This window comes from Novosphingobium guangzhouense (assembly GCF_002896965.1).
In the GTDB taxonomy this organism is placed as follows: Bacteria; Pseudomonadota; Alphaproteobacteria; order Sphingomonadales; family Sphingomonadaceae; genus Novosphingobium; species Novosphingobium guangzhouense.
On record NZ_LYMM01000021.1, the window covers coordinates 1 to 23215 of the forward strand.

Sequence of the window (23215 nt, forward strand, 5' to 3'; positions counted from 1 at the left end):
ATGCTCATAGATTGACGCGGCGATCGTACTGCGGCCCAATGTCTCAGTGGCCAGTTGTAAAAGCAGGAGTGAAGCAAGGCCCAGCCACCACGCGGGATGCACCTTCCCGTATCCCGGCCGCGGCCATTGTGTCATCGACGATCCAAAGATCCTTCGCCACCGGCTTCGGAATGCTGAGGGGAGGGTAACCCACATGTTGGGGTCATTCGACGCCTGCGCGCCGCGACGGGCAGAATCGGTATAGGGCCACAAGCGCCGCGCCACCAAAAGCCGCACTCGCGGCTATGTGAAGCTTCGTTCGTGATACATCGCGGCTTTCTCTTCAGCTTAAATCTCCGGTAAACCGACCAGCACCTTGTCCGGCGTGATCGGAAAGCTGCGGACTCGTACGCCGCTCGCGTTGTAGACGGCGTTCGCAATGGCACCGGCGGCGCCGCAGATACCGAGCTCGCCGACACCCTTTGCCTGCAGCGGACTGCCAGCCGGATCGCGCTCTTCGACCAGAAGCACGTCGAGGTGCGGGACGTCGAGGTTCACCGGAATGTGGTACTCGGCGAAATCTGGATTGACGATGTGTCCATCCCGAGGGTCGAAGGTCAGCCCTTCGGTCAAGGCACTGCCGATACCCCAAACCATGCCGCCCATGCACTGCGACGTGGCAGTCTTCGCATTGAGCACCCGGCCGAGGGAGAACGCTCCCGTAAAACGGCGCAGCCGCACCTCTCCCGAATAAGCATTCACCCCGACTTCGGCAAAAAACGCGCCATACATGGCAGCGGAGAACGCTTCGGTAATCTTGCCGGGTTTGAAATGGCCGAGCTGGACCACATCCACGCCCCCCAGCAGATCAGAAAGAGCGACCTTGTCGGCCCCTGAGAAAGCATGCCCATCCTTCAGTTTGAGGGCTGCCTCCTCGCAGCCCAGCTTCGCTGCCAGCGCAGCGCGAACGCCTTCGCAGGCCTCGAGGACTGCCGAACCGGTGGAGCACGCCCCCCAACTCCCCCCGGAGCCGGAGCCTGGCGGAAAGCGGGTATCACCAAGCCGCACCGTGACAACAGCAGGATCGAGACCGAGCATTTCGCCGGCAATCTGGCCAAGAATCGCATAAGTGCCGGTGCCGATGTCGGTCATGTCACTGGCGACTTCGGCGGTCCCATCTGACCGCAGGGTGACGCGGGCATAGGCTTCGTTGAGATTATGCACGCGCGTTGCCGTGGCCATGCCGGTGCCGACCCACCATTCGTCCTCGCGCCGAAGGCATGGTTTACGGGGGCTCGCGTCCCATCCGAAGCGCTCTGCGCCGCGCCGCAGGCATTCCTCCAGTTTGCGAGAGCTATAGGGAGTTCCCTCGCTGGGATGCTTCTCGGGAATGTTGCGCAGTCTGAGTTCAACGGGATCGATCCCGATCGCCTCCGCCAGCTCATCCATCGCCGCTTCCAGCACCTGCATGCCGACCGCTTCACCAGGCGCGCGCACGGACCCCGCCGTCACACGGTGGATGCGACCGAGTTGCAAATCAAGCACCCGGTTCTCGCCAGCATAGAGGAATTCGCTTGCCTGCAACACCGGCTCAGCGAACTCCTCGCCCGGCAGGTTGGTAACCCAGGCCTCGTGCCCAAAGCCATTCAGTCGGCCTTGTGCATCAGCGGCAAGGCGCACGCGCTGCCGTGTTTCGGAGCGGCGCATCACGCATTGGAAAACCTGTTGGCGCAGCATGACAACACGGACAGGTCGCTTCAGTCGGATCGCCGCCACCGCTGCGGCGACACCCTCCGGGCTGATGCCAAGCTTTGAGCCAAAACCGCCGCCGACGTATGGCGAAACGAGCCGGACCTGTTCCGGATCGATGCCCAGGGCGTCGGCCAATTCCTTGCGATTGAAGCGCAGCATCTGCAAGCTGGAATGGAGCGTGAGTATCTTGCCGTCCCAATCGGCGATACTGGCGTGTGGTTCCATCGCGGCGCTGTTGTGGCCTTCCGTCGTGTACGTCACATCGACAGTATGCGCAGCTTCGTTGAGGGCTTTGTCGAGGTCGCCCTGGATGATGGGCTCCTCGAACTGCTCGAAGGCAATCGCGTCATCCTGCGCGTCCACCAGAGCAGCGGCATCTTCGCGATATTCGATCCGCAGCGCCTTGGCGGCGTGGCGGGCTTGCTCGAATGTCTCGGCGACCACCAGCGCGATTGGCTGGCCGTAGTACCGGACCTCCCGCACCTTGCGCACCGGGGACTTGCCTGCGCCGCCCTGGGCTGCCCGGGCAGTCATGCGATCGTCGCTGATGACCGCGATCACGCCCGGAAAATCACGCACAGATGACTCATCGAGGACCGTTACTTCTCCCTTGGCAATGGTCGCAGTGACCAGAACGCCCTCGATGCGGCCGTTCATACGGTATTCCGCAGCGTAAGTGGCCGTGCCCGACGTCTTGAGCGGACCTTCAGGCCGGTCGAGGGGGCGGCCGATTACCCCTTGCGCCATGGCGTCGAGGCGATTGCGCTCGTCGGGTTCATCCATGATGTAGGAGCGCGTCATGCCTGCATCCCCGTTGCTTCGCGCAGCACCGCCTTGAGCACCCGGCGCGTCATGCCAATCTTGAAATCGTTCTGGCCGTAACTACAGGCGCCATCGAGCAGCAGATCGGCGACGGCTTCGAACAGCGTGTCGGATGGTGCCTTGCCGGTAAGCAGTTCGTCCATGTCGGAATCGTGCCAGGGCTTGTGGGCCAAACCGCCGAAGGCGAGGGCGGCGCTGGCGATCCGTCCTTCGTCCATCTTCAGCACGCAGGCAATAGACACGAGCGCGAAGGCGTAGGAGGCCCGGTCGCGCACCTTGCGATAGATTTGTGTGCCGCCGACCGGGGCGGGAAGCGTCACTGCCGTGATGACATCGCCCGGCTCCAGCACGTTGTCGCGATCCGGTGTGTCACCTGGCAAACGATGGAATTCGCGCACCGGTATGCTTCGCACCGATCCGTCCGGCGCGGTCACCTCAACATCGGCATTGAGCGCGGCCAGGGCAACGGCCATGTCACCGGGATAGGTCGCGATACAGTCCTCGCTGGCGCCGAGAATCGCGTGGATGCGATTTGCGCCCTCAAGCGCACTGCAACCGCTGCCGGGATCGCGCTTGTTGCAGGCCTGATCGCGATTGTAGAAGTAGTAGCACCGTGTTCTCTGGCACAGATTGCCGCCGGTGGTGGCCTTGTTGCGCAGCTGAAAAGTCGCCCCGGCAAGGATCGCGCGGGAAAGCACCGGATAATGGCCACGAACTCTTGGATGGGCGGCGCAGGCGCTATTGGTGACCAGCGAACCGATGCGCAGGCCGGCACCCGATTGCGCGATATTTGCGAGGTCGAGCCGATTGATGTCGATGACAACCTCGGGAACCTCGATCTCCAGCTTCATCAAGTCGAGCAGATTGGTCCCGCCGGCGATGAGGCGGGCACCATCACGCGTCTGCTGGCAGGCATGCGCTACCGCTGCGGCGCGGCTATAGGTAAAAGCCCTCATCGCTTTGTCTCCAGGATTTCTGTGACGGCGTCGACAATGTTCGAATAGGCCCCGCAGCGACACAGGTTACCACTCATGCGCTCGCGTATCTCGTCTGTCGTGAGCTTAACGGGCTCGAAAAGATCGGCAGTCACAAAGCTCGGCCAGCCGTTTGCGGCCTCATCGATCATCGCCTTGGCAGAGCAGATTTGGCCCGGCGTGCAATAACCGCACTGATAGCCATCGTGCCGCACAAACGCCGCTTGCAGCGGGTGAAGGTTTGACGCGGTACCCAAGCCTTCGATCGTCGTTACCTGATCATCTTCGTGCATGACCGCGAGAGTCAGGCAGCTGTTGATGCGCTGGCCATTGACCAGAACAGTACATGCGCCGCACTGACCGTGATCGCAGCCCTTCTTGGTGCCGGTCAGGCCGCATTCGTCCCGCAGGTAGTCGAGCAGAGTGGTCCGGGGATCGCCGATGAAGTCGTGATCGGTTCCGTTGATCGTCAGTGGCATCGTTCCCTCGCGCTAGCGCCAGCCTCTCGACCGACGGCGGGCCGGACAGCATGGCAGTCAGTCAGGCCAATCCTAGCAACTTTAGCGCTGCGGGTTTGTTGCATCCGACTAACCCAGATCAATGTGCTCGCCGCAGCGACTGTATGGGTGTTGCCGAGGCGACGTAGCTCCCATTAGTCATACTAGTGGAGCCGCGTCGTCGGCTTGTTACCAAAGCCTGGTCCAACCTGTAAGTGCGCGCCGCGCGACGGTCTCAAGTGGGTGACGAGCGACTTTCGCATCAAACTCCATGCCACGGGCAGACGTCGCGCGTTCATGGGATCTGGGTGACCGCGAACTCGCCCGTTGACGCCGGGAGGCGCCCCGGCGAGACTCCCACACATGTCTGTGGTCGCATCGTTATGTTGACGAAACAAGACCAGAGGTCGCCCGTTCCTTGAAGACCAGAATAACAAGCGTGGCAGATCACATGAGATGGATAATGGCCTTCGCCTTACCGCTTCTTCTTTCCGCATGCGAAGGTCTGCCACGGGACCCGGCCGGGACCCTGGCCAGGGTCGAGAAAAACCATATCTTCACGGTTGGATTGGTGGCGGGTGCATACGAGAGTCCTGCGGCGCGAAGACTGCTGGCGGAGATCGCGAAGCGAACACGAGCGCGTCCACAAGTCATTCATGGCCCCCAGGAGGTGCTTCTTGAGCATCTTTCGCAGGGACGAGCCGATCTCGTCATCGGCTCCTTCAGCGAGGCCAGCCCGTGGGAGACCGAGATGGCTTTCGGTCCCGCGCTCGCCTCGCAAGGAGCCGGCAAGCACGCGATTGAGCTGAAGGCCGCCATGCGTAACGGAGAGAACCGGTGGATCATGCTGGTCGAGCGGGCCTCGCGGGCCGTGTCTCGTGAAGCGAGCGGCCAATGACGAATAGTCTTCCGAACGAACTACGCGACACTATGCGCGCCGCCATCAGGCTGGAGTACTGGAACCTCTTCTGGACGGCGACGATTGTAGTCGTGATGGGGCTGGTAATGGGCCAGAGCGAAACCATGAAGACGGCCTGGGTAGAGGATACGCTGGGCGTGGTCCCCCCGATAATGTTCCTTATCGCCGCAAGGATGGAACTGACGGGCAAGCGATCGAAACGGTTTCCCTTCGGCTTCGAGCGGGTGAACGGTCTTGGCTTCTTCGTCGCCGCCGTCGCCCTTACCGCGGTCGGCCTACTACTGCTCTATAACGCCGCCACCGCGCTGGTCGCAGCCGAGCACGCAACCGTCGGCTCGATCGTTCTTTTCGGCCATGACCTCTGGCTGGGATGGCTGATGATTGCGGCCCAGCTCTATTCCCTCGTTCCTCCGATGCTGATCGGGCGCAAAGAACTTCCGCTTGCCGAAAAGCTGAACGACAAGCTGCTGCACACCGATGCATTGATGAACAAGGCGAACTGGCTGACCGGAGCCGCCGGGCTCGCTGGCATCGTCGGGCTGGGCCTTGGCTGGTGGTGGGCGGATTCGGTTGCCGCCGCCATCATCTCGATCGATGTCATCAGCGACGGGGTTAAGGCGCTGCGGTCCTCGACGGCCGAGCTTGTGGACGGTTCGCCTCGTGCGCTTTCGGGCCCGGAACTGTCGGGCGATGCGCTGGCGTTGGAAGAGCGGCTTCGTAGCGAGTTCCCTTCGGCGACCATTCGTCTGCGCGAAACCGGGCGGCTTATCCGTGCCGAAGTGCATGGCGTGCACCCTCCGTGCGAGCCCAGACATCCGCGCCACTACTGGCCGAGGGGGAAAGAGCGGGCTTGGAGGCTGGCCCAGGTGAGCTTCGTTCCGCCCGATCAGGAGTGATAAGCGCGCCTGCGGCACGCTTGCTGCTTTTCGCTCATCCTTATCCAGGCACTGGTCAGGCGATGGGCCGTGCCTTCGGGATACAAAGTTTCGCGACCATGCAACGCGTTGTTCCGCAAGCTGTTTGCTATCGCAAGAGGAGAAACAGCGTGCCCGAAATCGATGGCGATGCCGCTGCAGGTCTGAAGGCGACTACGCCGTTGGCCATTCCGTCTTCCGGATGGAAGCAGATCATCATGCGGGCCTGGCGCGAGGCAAGTAGCGACAATCTGGGTTTGATAGCCTCCGGCGTTGCGTTCTGCGCAGTCCTCGCGATGGTGCCGACGCTCGGTGCCATTGTCCTCACTTATGGGCTGGTCGCGACACCGGAGACGGTGGCGTCCAACATCGCGTCGCTTACGGCGATGATGCCGCAGGAGGCGGCACGGCTTATCGGCGAGCAACTCGGCAATGTCGTGCAGACCTCCGACGGAAAGAAAGGAATAGGTCTGCTGATCGCTATGGCCATTGCCTTATACGGCGTGATGAAGGGCGCCTCGGCGCTCATTGTCGCGCTCAATATCGCCTATGATGAAGAGGAAAGCCGCAGCTTCATGCGTCTCAACCTCGTAGCTTTTGCGATCGCATCCGGAAGCGTGCTCGTCGCAATCCTCGCGATGACGGCGATCGCCGGCCTCTCGGCGTTATCCGCGCTTTCTTCATCGGCTCCCGGTTTCGTTGCCGTCCTTTTGACGATCCTTTCCTACTTGCTGGTCGGCGCTGTCGGAACGGCGCTTGCTGCGACGGTCTACCGGTACGGCCCTGACCGGGCGCAGGCCAAATGGCGATGGTTGACGCCGGGGTCGGTTTTGCGGCGGTATCATGGATGATCATGACTTTCGGGTTCGGCCTCTACGTTGCCAACTTCGGCAACTACGACGCGACCTATGGCTCGCTGGGTGCGGCGACGGTCTTGCTGACATGGCTGTATCTCTCGGCTTACGTCCTGCTCCTCGGCGCGGAACTGAATTGCGAGCTTGAGCGACAGACAGCACGCGACACGACGACTGGCCTGGAGCAAGCTTTGGGTGAGCGCGGGGCCTATGCCGCCGATACCGTCGCGCATGTCGGCTAAAATCAGCGGGGGCCGCTTGGCCTGCCTTCGCACGTGGACACCAGAAGCACTTCGGCAGCTAAGACGAGCGGAAGCGTGACTTGGGGACGTGCGTGATGCGGCAGGCGAGATCGGCCTCCCCGGAAGCCACGACGTAGTGTTCGCCGCGATCGACGATGCCGGTCGTGAAGACGACATCGCGCACGTACATCAGGTCTTCCAGGGGGCGGGTCAGCTCCGGGTTCGCTTCCAGCAGCGGCTTATGTTCTGTCCGGATCACGCTGCTGGGATCGTCCCGGTCCAGCAGCGACCAGTACGTGCGGTAGATGCCGACAATCTCGTGCGGCTCAACGCCGTGCCATAAGGTCAGCCACCCCTCGTCGGTCAGGATTGGTGGGGCGCCGCCGCCCATGCGGGAAGTGGCGATAGTCGCGGCGTGCGGGCGGATCCCCGGCCTGTGCCACGGTTTCCAGAACAGCGCGTCCGGAGAATGGGCAAGGTTTATCGACGGACCGGCGCGCCACTCGCTGCCCGGCGGATACGCGAAGTACAGATCGCCAAGCGGACGGGTCTGCGCCCAGTACTGACCGTCGATCAAACCTTCGAAAATCAGCATGTCCTTGTTCTGGTGATCGAGCACGATTGCCTCGAAACGCCAGTCAAGCCCGTTGCGAGAACTGTACAACGTCGTGGAATGCCGCTCCGGACTGACGGAACATGTGGTCATGAGATAGCGATCGCCCACACGGCTGATCCGCGCATCCTCCACGCCATAGCACTGGAAGTCGTGCGCAGGGGCAATCGCTCGATCATAATGAAAGGCCACGATCTGCAGCCCATCCGGGGACAGTTCGACCGGCAACAGCCACGAGAGCGAGGTCAGCGCCATCACCCGCCAGCCACCCCCCCGCAGCATGAACTTGCGCGGATCAGCAACGTCGGCATGCTCCAGCGGCCATGCGTCCAGCACATAGCGGCCACCATCGCCGCTGCCCGCTTCCCAGCGGATGGAGTGTATATGCCCCTTGCCGATGGGATGACGCAGTGCTTCCGCGACCCGTACCATGGCCATTAGATTGCCGTTGGGGAGGGAGGTCAGCCCCGGGTTGAAAGCGCCCAGCACGTAAGTCTCAGCGTCCAGATGTCCTGAGAGAGGCGAGCGCAACAGGTCAATGTCGTGCGGGGTGATGACCAGGCGATCGATCGCGTACCTCATTCGCCTTCCAGCGCACGGGGCACGATCGTCAGCTGCTGCACGACCGTTCGGCGCGGCTGGGTCAGCAGATAGTGGACACCGACCGCGATGTCTTCGGCGCGCAGCATGGTCTCGGCTTCGATCATTTCGCGCTGCTTTTCGTCCGGGATGTCCGGATACTGCATGTCGGCCCCTGTCTTGCCGGGCTCGACCAGCGAAACCTTGATACCCTTTGACCCAAGCTCGCGGCGCAGCGCCTCCGAAAATCCGGCAATGCCAGCTTTCATCCCCGCGTATACGGTCGATCCTGGCCCCAGCACATGGGCGCTCATCGACCCGATGAGCACGATGTCCCCCTCGCCGCGCAAGGCATGCTCGGCGGCGTGGGCGGTCATCAGATAGGCGGTGAAGTCGCTCGCGATGGCATAGCGGACCTGCGCCGCGCTCATCTCAGACAGACTGCCGGCAGCCACCGCGGAGTTGACCACCACGACGTCGGGCGACGACACGTATCTGGCAGCGGCGTCGAAGAAACGCTGCACGCCGTCAGGCTCGGCAAGATCGAGGGCAATGCCGTCACCTTCGCCGACTTCCCTGATACGCTGCAGCGCGTCTTCCAGATGCTCAGGCGTCCGGCCGCAAATGAACACCTTCACCCCCTCGCTTGCGAGCAATACCGCGATCGCCCGACCTATGCCGGTAGTCCCGCCCGATATGATCGCCTGTCGCCCCCGAAGCGAAGGCATATGGGTATGGGCATCGGCAAGGTCGGTCATGATGGCTCCTGCGTGGTGCTGACCCTTTTCAACAGCATGCAAGGCACCGCCGTTCCCGAGGTTATGCGCATTGGAGACTCACGCGCATATTTCCTGATCGCGTTTCAATGACGCCCGCTTTTTCAGGTCGTTGAGCTCGTTTGGTTCAAAATGGCGATCAGTGGCCGAATTCGCATGGCATCCTTCCGGCACCCGCGCGAACTTAGAGGCGATAGAGACCGTGGCCACAATCGGTCTATGTTCCTCTCCTCGGCGATGATGAAAGGAGCATGCGGGCGCTGGTTCGGTGATCAGTCTTCGAGACTGGCGAGCCACTCATCCACGGACAGCTCTGATGTGGCAGCAGTCTGCGCACCCAGGCTCTGCGCCATTATCTGTAGTGCCCATTTTCCCCGCTTGTCGTCTTCGGCGGCCACGGCATCTTGCGGTACCCACAGCGTGTATTCACGCATATGCGCATCCGCAGCTGTGAACAGTACGCAGATGTCGGTCGCAACGCCAGTCAGAACGAGTCGGCGCACGCCGAGCCGGGGCAGAAGCACCGGAAGATTCGTAGAGTAAAATCCGGAGAACTGCGGTTTGATGATGAAATAATCTTGATCGGACGGCTGTAGAAGCCGGGTGACCGGGTTATCGTTTTCCAAAGCTCGGGCAATCAGCCGGGAAGGCTCTGAGTGCCATTCCCCGAAATTGTCATTGACGTAGATGACCGGCCATTCACGCTCGTGAAACTGCTGGCGCAGGCGGTCCGTGGTGAGGGCCGCCCGGAGGGCTCGCGGTTCGAGATCGTCGGCGCCTGGAAAGTCGAAGCAATTGACCATGTCCAGGATCAGCAGGCCAGCGCGGCCGCCGCTCGTTTCGAGCTTGCCGGCACTCATCTCATCGTCTCTGGGGATGATGACCTGAAAGTTAAGGCCGACCTCATCAGTCAGCCCCGACCCTATGCTCTTGCGATCCGGACCGCCATGGCATCCAGCTTCGCGCGATCGTTGCCGAGCGCTTGGGCGAAGTAATCGATCTCATACTCTGCACCGCTCGCGATGCTGCGCCGGTCCGCCGCACCTCATCTCCCATGTTTTTGCCTTTCATTTTTTCCCTCTGATGCCAACCCGCTCGAGCTCGGCCGGGTTCCCCGCGCGGTTGCCGTCATCCAGGTTCCGATTGCCGGCGAGAACCCGGTCGTTGGTCGAGTTTCCTCCAAGGGGAATTTGCGGTCACCGCCATGCCTTTCTAGCGCCATGGTTCGTTTCTTCTTCTGCCTGATCCTTGATGTGAGGCTGGCAGGATTGACTGCGGCCAATTACTTCGCCCGGTTTTATCTCTCGGTAGCGGCCGTAGACGCCCGGGAACGCCGGTCTGCCCCGATCCCGTGCACTCATAACAATGCAGGCTACCCGGGTGGGGTCTCGGCAAGAAACTTCTCCGTGGCTCACTGCTTCTGGAGCGCATCGAACCGTACAGCCCCATGCTTCGCCGGGAAAAGTCGCCTGAACAGCGTGAGGAAAAATCGCTGTGTATTGAGATCGATTGGGTAGCGCGGGTTACTGGAAAGCGCATCGTTTTTTTGGTGATCGGACGATGCTCCGGCTTGGGACTACCGTGGTGCGCCGGGCACGGCGTACCGTGATCGTGCGCGATTGCTGCGAACCTCGACCACGCTCGGCTGTTCAAGAGCAAAGGTTCGAAAAGGAAATGCGATAGTGTGTGATCCGCGCAGCGGCCAGGCAGGACAACTCCACGTTTACAACGACGGCGATGTCACTCTTCATGGCGAGATTTACCCTCCCATCGGCGCAGGCAATGGTCGCGCAGCCCTGATTGTCCATGAAGCCGATGGCATCGGTGGCAATGTTCGGCATCATGCCCGCAAGCTTGCAGAGCTGGGCTACTTCGCCTTTGTAGCAGACATGCACGGCGGGGGAGCGGTCCTGGAAGGTGAAGCGATTCCGGAGGCGTTGAAGCGCTTCCGGGCCGAGCCCGATAGGCTGCGCAGTCGAGTCCAAGCCGCGCTCGCCGCGCTCAGCGACATTTCGGGACTGGAGCCTGAAGACATCGTCGGGCTTGGGTATTGCTTCGGCGGGTTCTGTGTCCTTGAGCTCGCTCGTAGCGGCGTCCCGGTTCGCGCGGTTGCAAGCTTTCATGGCCTGTTGAACACTTCTCGCCCTGCGTCGCGCGACACGCTAAAAGCGCGGATCGCGGTGTTCACGGGAGGGCTCGATCCGCTCGTGCCGCCCGACCATATCGCGGCATTTCAGGCAGAAATGGCCCTGGCAGCAGCGGACTGGCAGCTGAGTATCTATGGCCGTGCCCTCCATAGCTTCACTAACAGCTCCGTTGATGCACTTGGCGATCCGACAATGGGATATCACGCCGAAGCGGATGAGAGCTCATGGGCCGCAATGCTGCGGTTCTTTGACATTTCGTTCAAACGCTCCGACAGGGGTTGACGTCGACCGAAGGGTGGCTTGACGGGCTGTCAGGATTGCCCCGCTGAATGCATCAGACCGGGAATGAGCGGAAGCAGGTCGCTGGCAAGGAAGCCGAGGGGCGCTATTGTTTCGGCACACCGGCGTCCGGCCTCGCCATGGAGCCAAACCGCCCACAGCGCTGCGTCCAGCGGCTCGCAACCGCGGGCAAGCAACCCTCCTGCTATGCCGGCAAGCACATCGCCCGATCCGCTGGTCGCCAGCCCAGTCGTGCCTCCATTGAAGCCGTAGATTGCCCCTGAGGGATTGGCGATGGTCGTGCAGGAACCTTTGAGTACGACAACGGCATTGAACCGCCGGGCGGCGAGCATGGCGATCGAAACTGCGTCCGATGCAAGATCTGCCCCGTCAATGTCGAGCATTGCGGCGATCTCGCCGGGATGAGGGGTCAAGAGGGCAGGGCGCGTGCGTTTTTTCAGCCGGTCCGCGTGCTGCGAAAGCGACATGAGCGCGGCAGCATCGATCACAACCCTATGGTCGAGCGTAATGCTGTCGAGGAGCGTATCGACAAGGCGCGACGCGTGATGCCGGCACGACATGGCTGGACCGACCACGATTGCATCGCACTTGCCCAAGAGCGGTGAGATTTCGGACGCAGAAGCGGCGATTTCCCCTGACGCGCTGGTGGGAAGGGCGGTAATGGCCGCTTCCGGAAAGAGCGTGCCGATCATATGGGCAATCGGCGCGACAGTCGCGATCCTGACCTTGCCGGCGCCCGAACGCAAGGCGGCCTCCGCGGTGAGACGCACGCCGCCTGGTACCTCGAGACATCCACCAATGACCGTTACCCTGCCTCGGGAATTCTTGTCGACCTCGCCCGAAGGCATCGGCAACGGGTGATCGCGCAGAGTAGCACGATCCAGCGGCGCTACGACCGGCGGGGAAACGGGCGTCCCCTTGTCAGCCACGCGCAGCAACTATGGAGTCAGGCGCCCGCGTTGTTGCCGTACCTTCGCGCTTGAGAGGCGCTGTGACATTGTATCGCTGCAGGGTGAGGTGGTCATCCGCCGGCTCCAGGTTGTACTGGGTGATGCTGCAATTGGCGACATCGCCAAGCGCGTCGATCTCCAGTATTTCCGCTTCGGACAAATTCTCCAGGACATAGCGCATGCATAACACCACGACCTGGTGCGCTACGATCATCACGCGCTTGCCTGCGTAGTGCAAGGATACGGTATCCATTAGCGCGCGCAGGCGGAAAACGACATCCACCCAGCTTTCTCCGCCCGGCGGGCGATGATAGAATTTTCCGAGAACTTGCCGAAAATGAGCCTGCTCGGGCTGGAGCTCGCGAATTCCGGCGCTCGTCAACCCGTCAAGGATACCGAACTCCTTCTCGCGAAGTCGCTCGTCCAGGCAAATGCGCAGGTCTGCCGAACATCCGCCCGCCTCGCGGAAAAGTTCAGCCGACTGGACCGCGCGAAGATAGGGACTGGACAGTATAACTTCCGGCCGCTGACCTTCATGTCCGTCCGCGAACCAGTGGCCCAGCGCACGGGCCTGCTCTTCGCCCAATCTCGATAAAGGCATATCGACGTCGCGATGCTCGAGCGCGATACGGGCATGTCCCTGTGCATGAGCCTCATCGCGCGCCACGTTACCGGCGCTCTGGCCATGACGTACCAGCCATAAGGTTCTCGGCCACCGGTGTGATGCTGGCATACGTGCCATGGGGTCAGGCTCCTCAGGCTGCCAAGCTGCGATCAGTTCCGTTTGCCCAAAGTTTGGCGCGGTACCGCTCGAAGCACATCTTGCCACACAGAAGCCGGATCAGCGCGCCTTCCGCGATCGCCGCTGCGCGGTTGCCATCTTCGGATATGAGCGGTCGCAGCGCCTCTTGATTCCAGGTCTGGCTATGCTTGACATCAAGAACTGCGTGGAGATCGAAGTATCGCCGCTCTCGATTTGACAGGCCAATCCGCCGCAGGCCCTTTGCCACTAGCGCGGAACGGCCCGGAGCTGTTAGTTCGATCACCCCCAGCGCACCGACCGAATGCCACGCATAGCGTCGTGAGGTGGCCATAGCTGTCATCGCGTTCGCAAGCGCAAGGCTTTCCGGCACCGTGGATTGTATCGAGGGTGCGACATCCAGCGCTTCAGCCACAACGTGCAGCATGGGGCCGTGCATTCCCTTGGGATTGCCACAGCCCATCTCGTCCCAGTAATTGCGGGCCAGTTCCATCTTCGCCTGATCGGGGAGCTTGATCTGCGTCATCGCCACCAAGTCGTCGAAACCAGCTTCGCCCGCAGCCTCCTGCTCGAAGAACCACCTCAAATCGTCACGGGAAGCTTCCTCGGCGAGCCACGGGAATAAGGGGTCGTTCTGTCCTGGTCCGGTTTCCGCGAGGTTCTCGAACCATTTGACAAACGCGGCCGGATCAGTGGGTGCTTCCATTGCCTGCTTTTGGACGAGCCCCCTCATGTGCTCGATGAAGTCCCCTTCGAGCATCTGCATCCGCGCGTCGTTTTGGAGCTCTTCGCGCCAGTTTTGGCCGGGAAACTGCGGTGCGAGTCTTTTCCGATTCCAGACAGCCAGCGATTGCTGAAAGTCGTCGGAAAAGTAAAAATCTATCGACCGATCGGATTGGGCGGCAAAGGCCAGCATCGGGGCATTCCTCAATTTTATTGCGGTTCGTGGGTGTTCTGAAGTCATGACGAGCGGATGCGCTCATGTCCGACACCGGGGTGGATCAAGGCCGTGGCGTGCCGACGAGGTGCGTGGATGTCGGATGGACGCGGGCCTCCATTTCTCAGGCGACCTAGCGTTGACGTACGAAACCGGGATGCCGTACCGCTCCAGATCCTCGATCAGGAGATCGAGGCAAGGGGTGCGCGGTGTCGTTCCGATGAACGCCATTTCCGGGAACGCGGTGCCGAACATGGCTAGGGCGTCCCACGCCGTTCTGGAATGCTGGACGGTATGGCCTTCACGTTCAAGCCGCGCTCTTAAGGCGTTCGTTTCCTCTGGCTGCGCTGCCAGGAGAAGCACGGGTGGTGGCATGGTTGAATTTGGCATATACGGATAAATCCGCTGCGCCCCTGCCGCTCCCCCGTTCATCTGAATAGAGGTGCCGATAAGACGAGCAGACCCAGACGAAAGACAGGATGCGGCTTGCTCTACTCGCCTCTTGCTGTCTCGTGTGCCTCCCATGAGCTGAGCGCCTTGCGGCTTTTTTGGTTGACGTGCCGACCTTATCTTTGGTGCTGTGACGAGAATATTATGAGCACGGCCGGGTGGCAGCTACGTACAGGCGCGGGATATTGTTACATAGAGGCCGGGTGATAACGGGTCTCGGTGTGCGCTTCGCGCATTCACCGGGACCCGGAAGGTCTGCAGTCGGATGGCCGTCTTCGCCATTTCGGCGAGCGCACTATCCCGACCGAATTCGCGATGAGGAAAGGCTGCTGGACCAAAAAACGGTGGGGTTGGATTGTGGTGTGAAATTACGAGCTTGAAGCGGCTCAGCAGTGGCGCCCCTTCCTATGGGCAAGTCTCGCCATGATACATGAGGAGCGCTTTCGCTTGATACATTACGGCTTTCTCGCGGTGCGCGTACACTGCAGTGAGGCACCTGCCGCGCCGGAGCGCATCCTCGGCCTTTCGGGCTTCTTTCTTTGCTCTGCGCAGCAGTCGTTCAGCAGCAAGCTTCACCGGCGTCTCCTGGCGAATCAATGTCCTGATGTTAGCGTTGGATATGACGCAGGCATTTCGATAGTGCCGAGTTGACGGGCCACTGCGCCCGACTGAGGATTGAAACGATCATTCATCGATGAGAGCGGGCTGTTGAAGGGGATCGCGACTAACCGCGAGACCTGGGTATGGGGCGTCATGCTTTCTGGGGAGGAAAGCGATTGTGGCGGGTCCCAGCTTTGGTGCAGTAACAAGGGGTCCAAGAGCGATCGTAGACGTCTCGCGTCTCAAGCCGACCGATGTCAGTGATGAGCGGAACCGACTTGCCGGGCGGGCCATGCCCAGCGATCACGTGAAGATACAATCGTAAGGCCATAGTCGAAGGGGTAAATCTTCGGACTGGCTCGCTTTGTTGCTGTCTAGCGCCGCTTAGCGCGGCGACCTCTGGATGAGGATCAGCTTAAGGGAGCCTCGCGCGGCTTGCACGTTTGAAGAAACCCGCGCCCATCGGTTCTTGGCGAATGCGTCATCGAACCGAGCCGTCCCGCCGACCCGCGCTCCAAACCGTTCGGTACCGGCGCCGGTCGCAACATGACGGTGACTCGTCGCCAGCGCCGAACCCATCCCAACATAGATCAATGGCTGTTTCGGCTTTTGTTCCTAACTAAGCTTCGCTGTCAGACCCGCGAGGGTAACCGGAGTACATAAGTTGTCGTCGCACTCACCAAAAATCCTGCGTGATGCCGCTCGAGCTGCGGCGTCATTCCAGCGATCTGCATTAGGTTACTTGCAACACTCGGAGTGGGAGGCTCGTATTCGAAAAGACGCGGACGAACTTGTGTGTGTTCTGCAGGAAATGGGGTTCCGTCCCTCCAACCTGCCGAACGATTGATCTGCGAAATGGGAGCCGTCCAAGACCAGATGTGTGCCGTGGACGGTCCAAGCGGTGATATGTGGAGAAGGTCAGCCCGACCGGCGGTGAGTGGTGGAAGCGCGGTCGGGCTAGAGGATCGCATGCTTTTGTGCTTTGCCCCAACAATTCCTCAAGGACCGAAGGGTTCCCGGGGAAATCGCTCGCGTTGAAACCGCAAGTCTGAAGAGGTGTGTCGAGGTCGGAACTACCTATGGTCGGCGATTGAGGGATGCGCGTGGGTGAGCCACCTCAGCACACGCATCATCAGGTAGCCGGGATTTGCGGCGCCAACGAGGCACCGATGGTGAGGTCCGGCTGACGTGAAAAGCGATCACGGATCAATTGTCGGAGAGATTGCCGAGTGCTTCGCGGATTGCCTGATCCTTGTCGGCATCATTGATGTCGACCGAGATCGTTATCTCGCCCGCGAGCGGGGCGTCAGTGCGCTCGTCTTCCAATTGTGCGCGAGCATCTCCTCCACTGGGTCTCTTGCCTGCACTGTTGTCCTCATTGGCCGTGGTTACGAATATGTCGCTACGAGACAAGCCACCTGCTGGACGAGGCGCTCGACAGCCCGGTCAGCTTCAGCCCGCGTGGCGTAGCTCTTCTCAATGCTGTTCTGCATGTTGCGGCTCCGCGCTCAGCTTGCGACGCCGAAAGGCTGGCGCGACGGTTCGACTGTCACCGGGCGGAGTCCTTCGAGATCCTCCGGTGGCACAGGTCCATGCAGATCTGGACGAAAATGGGGGCCGGCGCGACCAGCATGTTTACGAAGAGGGGCGCGATCGAGGTCGGTCGGGGCATGGCCAACCGAAACTGCTTTGCCAGAGGACGACGAGCGAGCAAGTATTTTTTTGCCGGCATATGTGGCGAGACCCAAAAGGGCGAGCTTGCGGATCATTCCCGTTCCTTTCGTATTTGTGAGACGCTCTCGTTAAATACGCGCGGAAGCCCGAGTTCCGTGAATTGCGCCCAAGTCGGCATCCCGCATGATCAGCCGAAAGAAAGGCGTCGTTCGATCGACCCGGCTAATCCGACATTCCCGTCGACGGAGAAGCTGGCGGGGAAAGCTACTGCCTTGCCTTCCGTCAGAGCCTGACACCGGACGGGCACCTATCCGCGAATGCCTGTCGGAAAGCCGGTAGTCAGCAACCTGCCACAGCATGCTTCCTGAAACTCAGGCACTTAACCGTGCCCAACTTGTTATCCTTTGCACAAGCGGGGCTGGGCGGATGCCAATATGCCTCGCCTCAGGAGCAGTGCCCATGACGCTTTCGCCGCCGCTACCTTATTCCCCCGAGATCGAAACGTTGCAGGATGACGAGGGCGAAACGCTTGCCTCGATCAATGCTTCTTTCGACAAGATCCTTCAGACTACTTATGAAGATTATGGCCGCGCCGTGCGCGCGGTCCATGCCAAGGCGCACGGCATACTTGAAGGTACGTTCACCGTGGCCGAGGTCCTACCGCCCGAACTGGCGCAGGGGCTCTTCGCAACGCCGGGCAGCTATCGCGTCTACTTGCGCATCTCGACGAACCCCGGCGATATCCTTGACGATGCCGTGGCACTGCCGCGTGGTCTGGCTCTCAAGGTCTTGGGTGTAGAGGGCGAGCGCCTGCCCGGTGCGCAAGGATCCACGCAGGACTTCATCATGGTCAACGGCCCGGTCTTCACCGCGCCCGACGCGAAGAAGTTTGCCGGAAGCCTCAAGCTGCTTGCCAAGACGACCGACCGGGCAGAGGGAGCAAAGGTTCTGGCGTCCAAGATACTGCAGGCGGTGAATGCAATGCTGGGCGCGGTTGGCATGGAAAGCACCGCGCTCGCAGGCCTTGGGGGTGCGCCTCAGGTGCATCCGCTGGGAGAAACCTACTTCAGCGTCACGCCCTTTCGCTACGGCGAATATGTGGCCAAATTCCGGCTGCGGCCCGTCAGCGCGAACCTTACCATACTGACCGAGAGAAAAGTTCGAACGAAGGGCCATCCCAACGCCATCCGCGAGGCCGTGCGCACCGACATGGACGGTATCGATGCCGAATGGGCGTTCGAGGTCCAATTGCGACGCGACGCCAATCGCCAGCCGATCGAAGATGCCTCGGTCGAGTGGAAAGAGGATGACGCGCCCTTCATCGAAGTTGCCCGTTTGCGGGTGCCGCGTCAGGACAGCTGGGATGCCGAACGGGTGCGTGAAGTCGACGAGGCCATGCGCTTCTCGGTCTGGACGGGCCTTGCCGCGCATCGACCGCTGGGAGGCGTCAACCGTGCCCGGCGTGGCGCATATCAGCACTCTGCCGATTTTAGGGCAACTGCCAATGGCTGTCCCATGCACGAACCCACTGCTTGAAGGGATATCGGTATGGACGAACCGGCAAAGCCAAGGAATTATGACGGTGCTACCGGAGGGTGGGGTTCGCTGAAAGGTATGGTCCGGGTCGAGCGCGACGCCAAGGCCTCCCCCGCCGCACTGCGCACCCTGGCCGAGCAGAACAAGCCGGAAGGCTACATGTGCAGTTCTTGCGCCTGGGCGAAGCCTCCCAATCCCCACGTTGCCGAATTCTGCGAAAATGGCGCAAAGGCAACCGTTTGGGACCTGACTTCCGAACGGTGTACCCCCGCGTTCTTCTCCGCGCACTCCGTGATCGAACTGGCGGCATGGTCTGACCATGATCTCGAGATGGCCGGTCGTCTGAGTGAACCCATGCGCTACGATGCAAAGACCGATCGCTATGTACCCGTCTCCTGGGACGAGGCTTTCGCGGCCATCGGTCGAACCCTGCAGCGACTGGAGCCCAAGTCGGTTACATTCTACGCTTCTGGCAAGGCGGCTCTGGAGCCATCGTATCTCTATGGCGTCTTCGCGCGCATGTACGGGCACAACAATCTGCCCGACAGCTCCAATATGTGTCACGAGACGACCTCGGTCGGACTTACGAAGGTCATCGGTTCACCGGTAGGAACCTGCACGTTCGAAGATTTATCCCACTGCGATGCCATCTTCTATCTTGGGCAGAACCCCGGGACGAACAGCCCCCGCATCCTCCATCCACTCAAGGACGCAGTAGAACGTGGCTGCAAGATCATCGCGTTCAATCCCTTGCGCGAGAAGGGACTGCTCGAGTTCGTCGATCCACAAAATCCGTGGCAGATGACGCTCGGGAAGCCGACGAAGATCGCGCACCAGTTCCTGCAGGTCCGTCCGGGTGGAGACATTGCCGCGCTCATGGGCGTGTGCAAGCGCGTCCTCGAGCGCGAAGCGCGCGACGGTAATGTCCTCGATCGTGCCTTTCTGGATGAACACTGCAAGGGCGAGACCGACTTCATCGCCGAAGCCGAGGCGACCGGCTGGCCTGAGATAGAGCGCGTGAGCGGTCTGACCCGCGCTGAACTGGAGGCGGCAGGTGACGTTTATGCGGAGGCGAATAACGTTATCGGTATCTACGGCATGGGATTGACGCAGCAGGTCCATGGCTCGCAGGCAATTGGAATGCTGGTCAACCTTCTCCTCCTTCGAGGTAATATCGGTCGGCAAGGCGCCGGGTGCCAGCCCATTCGCGGGCACTCCAACGTGCAGGGCCAACGCACCGTGGGAATTTCCGAAAAGCCAGAGTTGGTGCCCTTGGACAAACTTCGTGAAATCTTCGGATTCGATCCGCCCACTGAAAAGGGTCACACGACCGTCGAATTCCTCGAAGCAGTGCTCGATGGCAGCGCCAAAGGGTTCATCGGGCTTGGCGGCAATCTGGCGCGCGCGGTTCCGGACCAGTCGCGCATTCACCCCGCGTGGCGGGATCTGGAACTGACGGTGCATATCGCCACGCGGCTCAATCGCACGCATCTGCTACCAGGCGATGAGTCTTACATCCTCCCGTGCCTCGTCCGTGCGGAGGAGGACATGCAGGAGACGGGCCCGCAGACCGTCACCATAGAAGACAGTTTCAGCCACATCTACGGGTCGATCGGTCGCCGTGAACCAGCCAGCCCGGATCTCAAATCCGAACTCGCTATCGTCGCTGCGATCGCAAAGGCCACCCTGCCGCATCATCCGCTTTGGCATTGGGACGAATGGACCGGCGACTATGGCAACGTCCGCGATCTCATCGCCCGCACTTACCCGGACCAGTTCCACGATATGAGTGCGAGGATGAACACGCCCGGCGGATTCTATCGCGGCAACCCGGCTCGCGACCGGATCTGGAAAACACAGAGCGGCAAGGCCGAGTTTACCGTGCCCGATACGCTTAGCACCAATGCCATCAAGGACGCCGCTGGACGCTACACGTTGGTTACGCTGCGCTCGAACGACCAGTTCAACACCACTGTGTACGGCCATTCGGACCGCTTGCGCGGCCTTGAAGGCTCCCGAATGATTGTGCTGATGAACCCCTTCGACATTGCGCAGGCGGGGCTGGAAGAAGGCGCGTTGGTGCAACTCGAGACAGACAGCGAAGACGGCATCAAGCGCATCGTACGCGGACTTGCGGTAACGCCTTACGACATCCCTTGTGGCAGCCTCGCCGGTTACTTTCCTGAGCTCAATCCTCTCGTACCGCTGGATCATCATGATCGCTTGTCGAAGACTCCTGCAGCAAAGGGCATTCCCGTCCAGATCCGACCAGGCTGATCGCGCGTCCGATGTAAGGGTTGTAAGGATCAGGTGGTTACGTCACTGAGGACCCGTGAGGCCATTGCACCTTCGCGTTGACACGTCTTACCATACCCCACGAAATGCTCACATGATCCGAGCCTTTCAAGGCATGGCTAGCGGCGTGCCACATCGGCGTCGCGCGCTTGAAGCTGTGCGGCATGGCCGGCCATTCCTAGCCGCACTGCGTTGACGACGGGAGGGGATCGCTGGCGCCGTCCGGTCCGCGATAAGCGCCGTTGTCTCCACCGTAGCGGAAAAAATCTCCCGTTTTAAATCTCGAAATGCTTCGGCCTTCATCTTGTCCCACACACGCCTTTTGTAGAGTCGTCAGCTCCCTACTCCCAGCAATGCTGCTCGACCTGCGCGCCTTGGCATTATACCTGCCAGGCCATGCTGCATGTCGTTCATCATCCCGGTTATGTGGTCGAAACCGACCGCACCGGCACTTTTCCGCATGACAAGTATGCGCTGGTGATGCGCGCGCTGAGCGAAAGTGGCGTCCCAATGACGGTCCATGCGCCCGAGATCATGCCAAGAGAATGGCTCGAGGCTGTCCACGACCCCGCCTATGTCGGCGAAGTCATCAGTTGCTCGTTGCCAGCGACCAAGCAGCGTCGGATCGGCTTTGCGATCGACGAGCGGATTTCCCGGCGGTCGCAACTCTCCCCCGGAGGAACATGGCTCGCGGCTAAGCTGGCGTTGCAACATGGGTATGCTGCAAATTCCGCCGGCGGCAGCCACCATGCCTTGGCCGACACTGGCGCAGGCTATTGCGTGTTCAATGATCTGGCGCTCGCCGCCAACCGGATGATCGAGGAGGGTGACGTCTCGCGCATCCTGATACTCGATCTCGACGTGCACCAGGGCGACGGCACTGCGGCCCTTACTGCAGGGCGCAGCGAAATATTCACCCTGTCCATTCATGCCGAGAAGAACTTCCCCACCCGCAAGGCCCGCTCATCACTGGATGTCGGGCTACCCGATGGAACAGGCGATGCGGTCTATCTGGAGGCTTTGGCCGGATCGCTGCCGATGGTCCTCGATCATTTCGCACCGGAACTGATCCTTCTGCAGGCCGGCGTCGACGCGCATGCAGACGACAAGCTTGGTCGGCTGTCGCTGAGCGACGGGGGCCTTGCGGAACGCGATCGATTCGTGGCGACAGAAGCCAGGCAGCGCGGCGTTCCGTTGGCGAGCACGCTGGGCGGCGGTTACGGCGCGGACCGCGAAGCCGTGGCCATGCGGCACGCCCATACGATCCTCACGCTTTGCGCCGCGATCAGCGCCGGGGATGCTGCCCGATTGCGCGGGGATAGGAGATCTTGGGCTCGGATTTCATCTCGAGATTGATCTAAAAACCGGCACCGGGCGGCACCGGGCTCGGCGGACAGCAATAGACCTCGCATCGATCGTATTGGGTGATACGCCTCGCCGCCCGTTGATCGTTTACCTAAAGGCGTGCCCGGGCTGGGCGCGAGGTATTGCAGGGGGACGATGCGCCGAACTTCAACGGCGCCGAAAATCGTTGATCACGCGGAACATGAGCGCGCCTCGTAAGGAAAGCGCTACATTCGCACTGAGATAACCTGGATGAATGACAGAACCAGCCGATGAGCCCTAACTTGGTTCAAACGCTGGAGGACGCATGTGTGAAGTAAAGCTTCGTGCCGCTACTGAAGCCGACGTTATCGCGGCACTTGGAAATACCTCGCTTTCCCATTGGCTAAAACATGAGCGTGAGATTTTGGAGGTGGTCAACCTCGTCATCCGCGAACTTGAGCCGGACGTAGCGCCTACTGGTGCAGCTGGAGACCCATACCGATTTCTCTCCCGAATCCGTTAACGCAAAGAATCGGGGCCATTGCGGGCAAACATTCGACACCCGCACGCGTGGCGCATTGAATCTGTCGCATGCGGGCAGCGTCGGGCGGTTCCGCAGGGAACTTCGCATGCCGCTATTGCACTATCGCTTAAGCGAAGGGGAAAAGTCGTGACAAGGACGAGAGTTTGCAAACATTCCATTTCAACGCCTTCAACGGAAGCGCCACGCCGGACCCAACCGGAACGGAACTGGAAGACGTAGTCGACGCAAAGTGCAATGCGATGCGGTATGTTGCGGAGATTCTCACTGAGAAGGCCTCGAAGCGACAGGGATGTGACGATCTTCGCGTTGAGGTGACAGACGACTCGGGATTGATCCTGTTCACCGTGATTGCGTCGATCATCGACGCACCCGCCATGGGAGCAAAGACGGACTGATGTCGTCAGGCGATGGTATCGCGGTTTCCATTTTCAGCGTGAGCATCGGGCCTTTCAGGAGCGCGTCGCCGAGTGCGGGCTACCTGCCTCGCGCCACTGCATAGGGGCTCTCAACCAGCAGCCGGCGCGCGAGTTTGCCGAGCAGTCGACACATCAGATGATCAGTAGGACCGAAAGCGTGAAGTAAGTGGCAGGCCCAGGTACTGGTGGAAAATAAGCCTGACACCCACGATACTGTGAACCGCTCGGGTCACATTATTTCCCGGCGCATGTACGTCGGGATATCTGGCATGCATGCTGCTCTGTCCTCTTAGAAAGGGGAGCACAGAGCCGTTTCTGAAGTGAGTAAAATGGTGGCCCAGTTCCAACGGAGGGAGTGG

Annotated in this window: 17 protein-coding genes and 1 pseudogene; 8 read left to right on the top strand and 10 right to left on the bottom strand. The window is 60.9% G+C overall.

Annotated elements, in window-relative coordinates:
- Positions 1 to 327 precede the first annotated feature (327 nt).
- From A8V01_RS04955 to A8V01_RS04965, 3 genes are read right to left on the bottom strand one after another with little or no spacing between them, the layout of a single operon-like run.
- Entirely contained in the window at positions 328 to 2532 is a 2205-nt protein-coding gene (locus A8V01_RS04955; RefSeq protein ID WP_103094830.1) for a xanthine dehydrogenase family protein molybdopterin-binding subunit, read from the bottom strand.
- A complete protein-coding gene (locus A8V01_RS04960; RefSeq protein WP_103094831.1) occupies positions 2529 to 3509 on the bottom strand; it encodes an FAD binding domain-containing protein in 981 nt (326 codons plus the stop codon). The genes A8V01_RS04955 and A8V01_RS04960 overlap by 4 nt, the downstream gene beginning before the upstream one ends.
- The gene (locus A8V01_RS04965; RefSeq protein ID WP_103094832.1) at positions 3506 to 4006 is read right to left on the bottom strand and encodes a 2Fe-2S iron-sulfur cluster-binding protein; all 501 of its coding nucleotides are present in this window, start codon (positions 4004 to 4006) and stop codon (positions 3506 to 3508) included. Before A8V01_RS04965 ends, A8V01_RS04960 begins: the two co-directional genes overlap by 4 nt.
- A 481-nt stretch (positions 4007 to 4487) precedes the next feature.
- Here A8V01_RS04965 and A8V01_RS04970 point away from each other — a divergent pair, with 481 nt between their 5' ends.
- From A8V01_RS04970 to A8V01_RS04980, 3 genes and pseudogenes are all read left to right on the top strand, one after another.
- Positions 4488 to 4922 carry a hypothetical protein gene (locus A8V01_RS04970; RefSeq protein WP_103094930.1) on the top strand — a complete coding sequence of 145 codons (435 nt, stop codon included), beginning with the start codon at positions 4488 to 4490 and terminating at the stop codon, positions 4920 to 4922.
- Entirely contained in the window at positions 4919 to 5839 is a 921-nt protein-coding gene (locus A8V01_RS04975; RefSeq protein ID WP_103094833.1) for a cation efflux transmembrane domain-containing protein, read from the top strand. Before A8V01_RS04970 ends, A8V01_RS04975 begins: the two co-directional genes overlap by 4 nt.
- 314 nt (positions 5840 to 6153) lie before the next feature.
- Positions 6154 to 6953, top strand: a pseudogene (locus A8V01_RS04980) (YihY/virulence factor BrkB family protein).
- A 58-nt stretch (positions 6954 to 7011) separates the two neighbouring features.
- Here the strand turns inward: A8V01_RS04980 and A8V01_RS04985 are convergent.
- The 3 genes from A8V01_RS04985 to A8V01_RS04995 all read right to left on the bottom strand — a co-directional run bounded on the left by A8V01_RS04985 (position 7012) and on the right by A8V01_RS04995 (position 9781).
- Complete coding sequence (locus A8V01_RS04985) at positions 7012 to 8148, bottom strand: glycoside hydrolase family 130 protein (RefSeq protein WP_103094834.1); 1137 nt, start codon at positions 8146 to 8148, stop codon at positions 7012 to 7014.
- Positions 8145 to 8903, bottom strand: coding sequence for an SDR family oxidoreductase (locus A8V01_RS04990; protein ID WP_103094835.1), 759 nt, complete (start codon positions 8901 to 8903; stop codon positions 8145 to 8147). The genes A8V01_RS04985 and A8V01_RS04990 overlap by 4 nt, the downstream gene beginning before the upstream one ends.
- Before the next feature lie 290 nt (positions 8904 to 9193).
- Positions 9194 to 9781 (bottom strand): cysteine hydrolase family protein, encoded by a 588-nt coding sequence (locus A8V01_RS04995; RefSeq protein WP_103094836.1) that lies wholly within the window; start codon positions 9779 to 9781, stop codon positions 9194 to 9196.
- An 822-nt stretch (positions 9782 to 10603) separates the two neighbouring features.
- Between A8V01_RS04995 and A8V01_RS05000 the strand changes: the two genes are divergently transcribed.
- A complete protein-coding gene (locus tag A8V01_RS05000) occupies positions 10604 to 11350 on the top strand; it encodes a dienelactone hydrolase family protein (protein WP_170065836.1) in 747 nt (248 codons plus the stop codon).
- 29 nt (positions 11351 to 11379) lie between these two features.
- On the opposite strand, the gene A8V01_RS05005 is transcribed toward A8V01_RS05000, so the two are convergent.
- From A8V01_RS05005 to A8V01_RS05035, 4 genes are all read right to left on the bottom strand, one after another.
- Positions 11380 to 12216 (bottom strand): NAD(P)H-hydrate dehydratase, encoded by an 837-nt coding sequence (locus tag A8V01_RS05005; protein ID WP_103094838.1) that lies wholly within the window; start codon positions 12214 to 12216, stop codon positions 11380 to 11382.
- Between the two features lie 73 nt (positions 12217 to 12289).
- Positions 12290 to 13051 (bottom strand): histidine phosphatase family protein, encoded by a 762-nt coding sequence (locus A8V01_RS05010; RefSeq protein WP_103094931.1) that lies wholly within the window; start codon positions 13049 to 13051, stop codon positions 12290 to 12292.
- A gap of 22 nt (positions 13052 to 13073) precedes the next feature.
- The gene (locus tag A8V01_RS05015) at positions 13074 to 13994 is read right to left on the bottom strand and encodes an iron-containing redox enzyme family protein (RefSeq protein ID WP_103094839.1); all 921 of its coding nucleotides are present in this window, start codon (positions 13992 to 13994) and stop codon (positions 13074 to 13076) included.
- 2579 nt (positions 13995 to 16573) lie between these two features.
- Positions 16574 to 16834 (bottom strand): hypothetical protein, encoded by a 261-nt coding sequence (locus A8V01_RS05035; protein ID WP_146037187.1) that lies wholly within the window; start codon positions 16832 to 16834, stop codon positions 16574 to 16576.
- Between the two features lie 364 nt (positions 16835 to 17198).
- On the opposite strand from A8V01_RS05035, the gene A8V01_RS05040 reads away from it, so the two are divergent.
- The 4 genes from A8V01_RS05040 to A8V01_RS05055 all read left to right on the top strand — a co-directional run bounded on the left by A8V01_RS05040 (position 17199) and on the right by A8V01_RS05055 (position 22835).
- The gene (locus A8V01_RS05040; RefSeq protein WP_103094843.1) at positions 17199 to 18275 is read left to right on the top strand and encodes a catalase family protein; all 1077 of its coding nucleotides are present in this window, start codon (positions 17199 to 17201) and stop codon (positions 18273 to 18275) included.
- A gap of 12 nt (positions 18276 to 18287) precedes the next feature.
- Positions 18288 to 20552, top strand: coding sequence for an FdhF/YdeP family oxidoreductase (locus A8V01_RS05045; RefSeq protein ID WP_103094844.1), 2265 nt, complete (start codon positions 18288 to 18290; stop codon positions 20550 to 20552).
- Between the two features lie 414 nt (positions 20553 to 20966).
- The gene (locus A8V01_RS05050) at positions 20967 to 21926 is read left to right on the top strand and encodes a histone deacetylase family protein (protein ID WP_103094845.1); all 960 of its coding nucleotides are present in this window, start codon (positions 20967 to 20969) and stop codon (positions 21924 to 21926) included.
- 657 nt (positions 21927 to 22583) lie between these two features.
- On the top strand, positions 22584 to 22835 hold the full coding sequence (locus tag A8V01_RS05055) for a DUF6894 family protein (RefSeq protein WP_103094846.1): 252 nt from the start codon (positions 22584 to 22586) through the stop codon (positions 22833 to 22835).
- The last annotated feature ends 380 nt before the right edge of the window (positions 22836 to 23215 follow it).

Excerpts from the sequence above, each read along its gene's own strand:
- A8V01_RS04975 (WP_103094833.1), top strand. The coding sequence starts at position 4,919 with ATGACGAATAGTCTTCCGAACGAACTACGCGACACTATGCGCGCCGCC.
- A8V01_RS04970 (WP_103094930.1), top strand. The coding sequence starts at position 4,488 with ATGGCCTTCGCCTTACCGCTTCTTCTTTCCGCATGCGAAGGTCTGCCA.
- A8V01_RS04955 (WP_103094830.1), bottom strand. The coding sequence starts at position 2,532 with ATGACGCGCTCCTACATCATGGATGAACCCGACGAGCGCAATCGCCTC.
- A8V01_RS05035 (WP_146037187.1), bottom strand. The coding sequence starts at position 16,834 with ATGATCCGCAAGCTCGCCCTTTTGGGTCTCGCCACATATGCCGGCAAA.
- A8V01_RS05040 (WP_103094843.1), top strand. The coding sequence starts at position 17,199 with ATGACGCTTTCGCCGCCGCTACCTTATTCCCCCGAGATCGAAACGTTG.
- A8V01_RS04995 (WP_103094836.1), bottom strand. The coding sequence starts at position 9,781 with ATGAGTGCCGGCAAGCTCGAAACGAGCGGCGGCCGCGCTGGCCTGCTG.
- A8V01_RS05005 (WP_103094838.1), bottom strand. The coding sequence starts at position 12,216 with ATGCCTTCGGGCGAGGTCGACAAGAATTCCCGAGGCAGGGTAACGGTC.
- A8V01_RS04960 (WP_103094831.1), bottom strand. The coding sequence starts at position 3,509 with ATGAGGGCTTTTACCTATAGCCGCGCCGCAGCGGTAGCGCATGCCTGC.
- A8V01_RS05050 (WP_103094845.1), top strand. The coding sequence starts at position 20,967 with ATGCTGCATGTCGTTCATCATCCCGGTTATGTGGTCGAAACCGACCGC.
- A8V01_RS05045 (WP_103094844.1), top strand. The coding sequence starts at position 18,288 with ATGGACGAACCGGCAAAGCCAAGGAATTATGACGGTGCTACCGGAGGG.
- A8V01_RS04990 (WP_103094835.1), bottom strand. The coding sequence starts at position 8,903 with ATGACCGACCTTGCCGATGCCCATACCCATATGCCTTCGCTTCGGGGG.
- A8V01_RS05010 (WP_103094931.1), bottom strand. The coding sequence starts at position 13,051 with ATGCCAGCATCACACCGGTGGCCGAGAACCTTATGGCTGGTACGTCAT.
- A8V01_RS04965 (WP_103094832.1), bottom strand. The coding sequence starts at position 4,006 with ATGCCACTGACGATCAACGGAACCGATCACGACTTCATCGGCGATCCC.
- A8V01_RS05015 (WP_103094839.1), bottom strand. The coding sequence starts at position 13,994 with ATGCTGGCCTTTGCCGCCCAATCCGATCGGTCGATAGATTTTTACTTT.
- A8V01_RS04985 (WP_103094834.1), bottom strand. The coding sequence starts at position 8,148 with ATGAGGTACGCGATCGATCGCCTGGTCATCACCCCGCACGACATTGAC.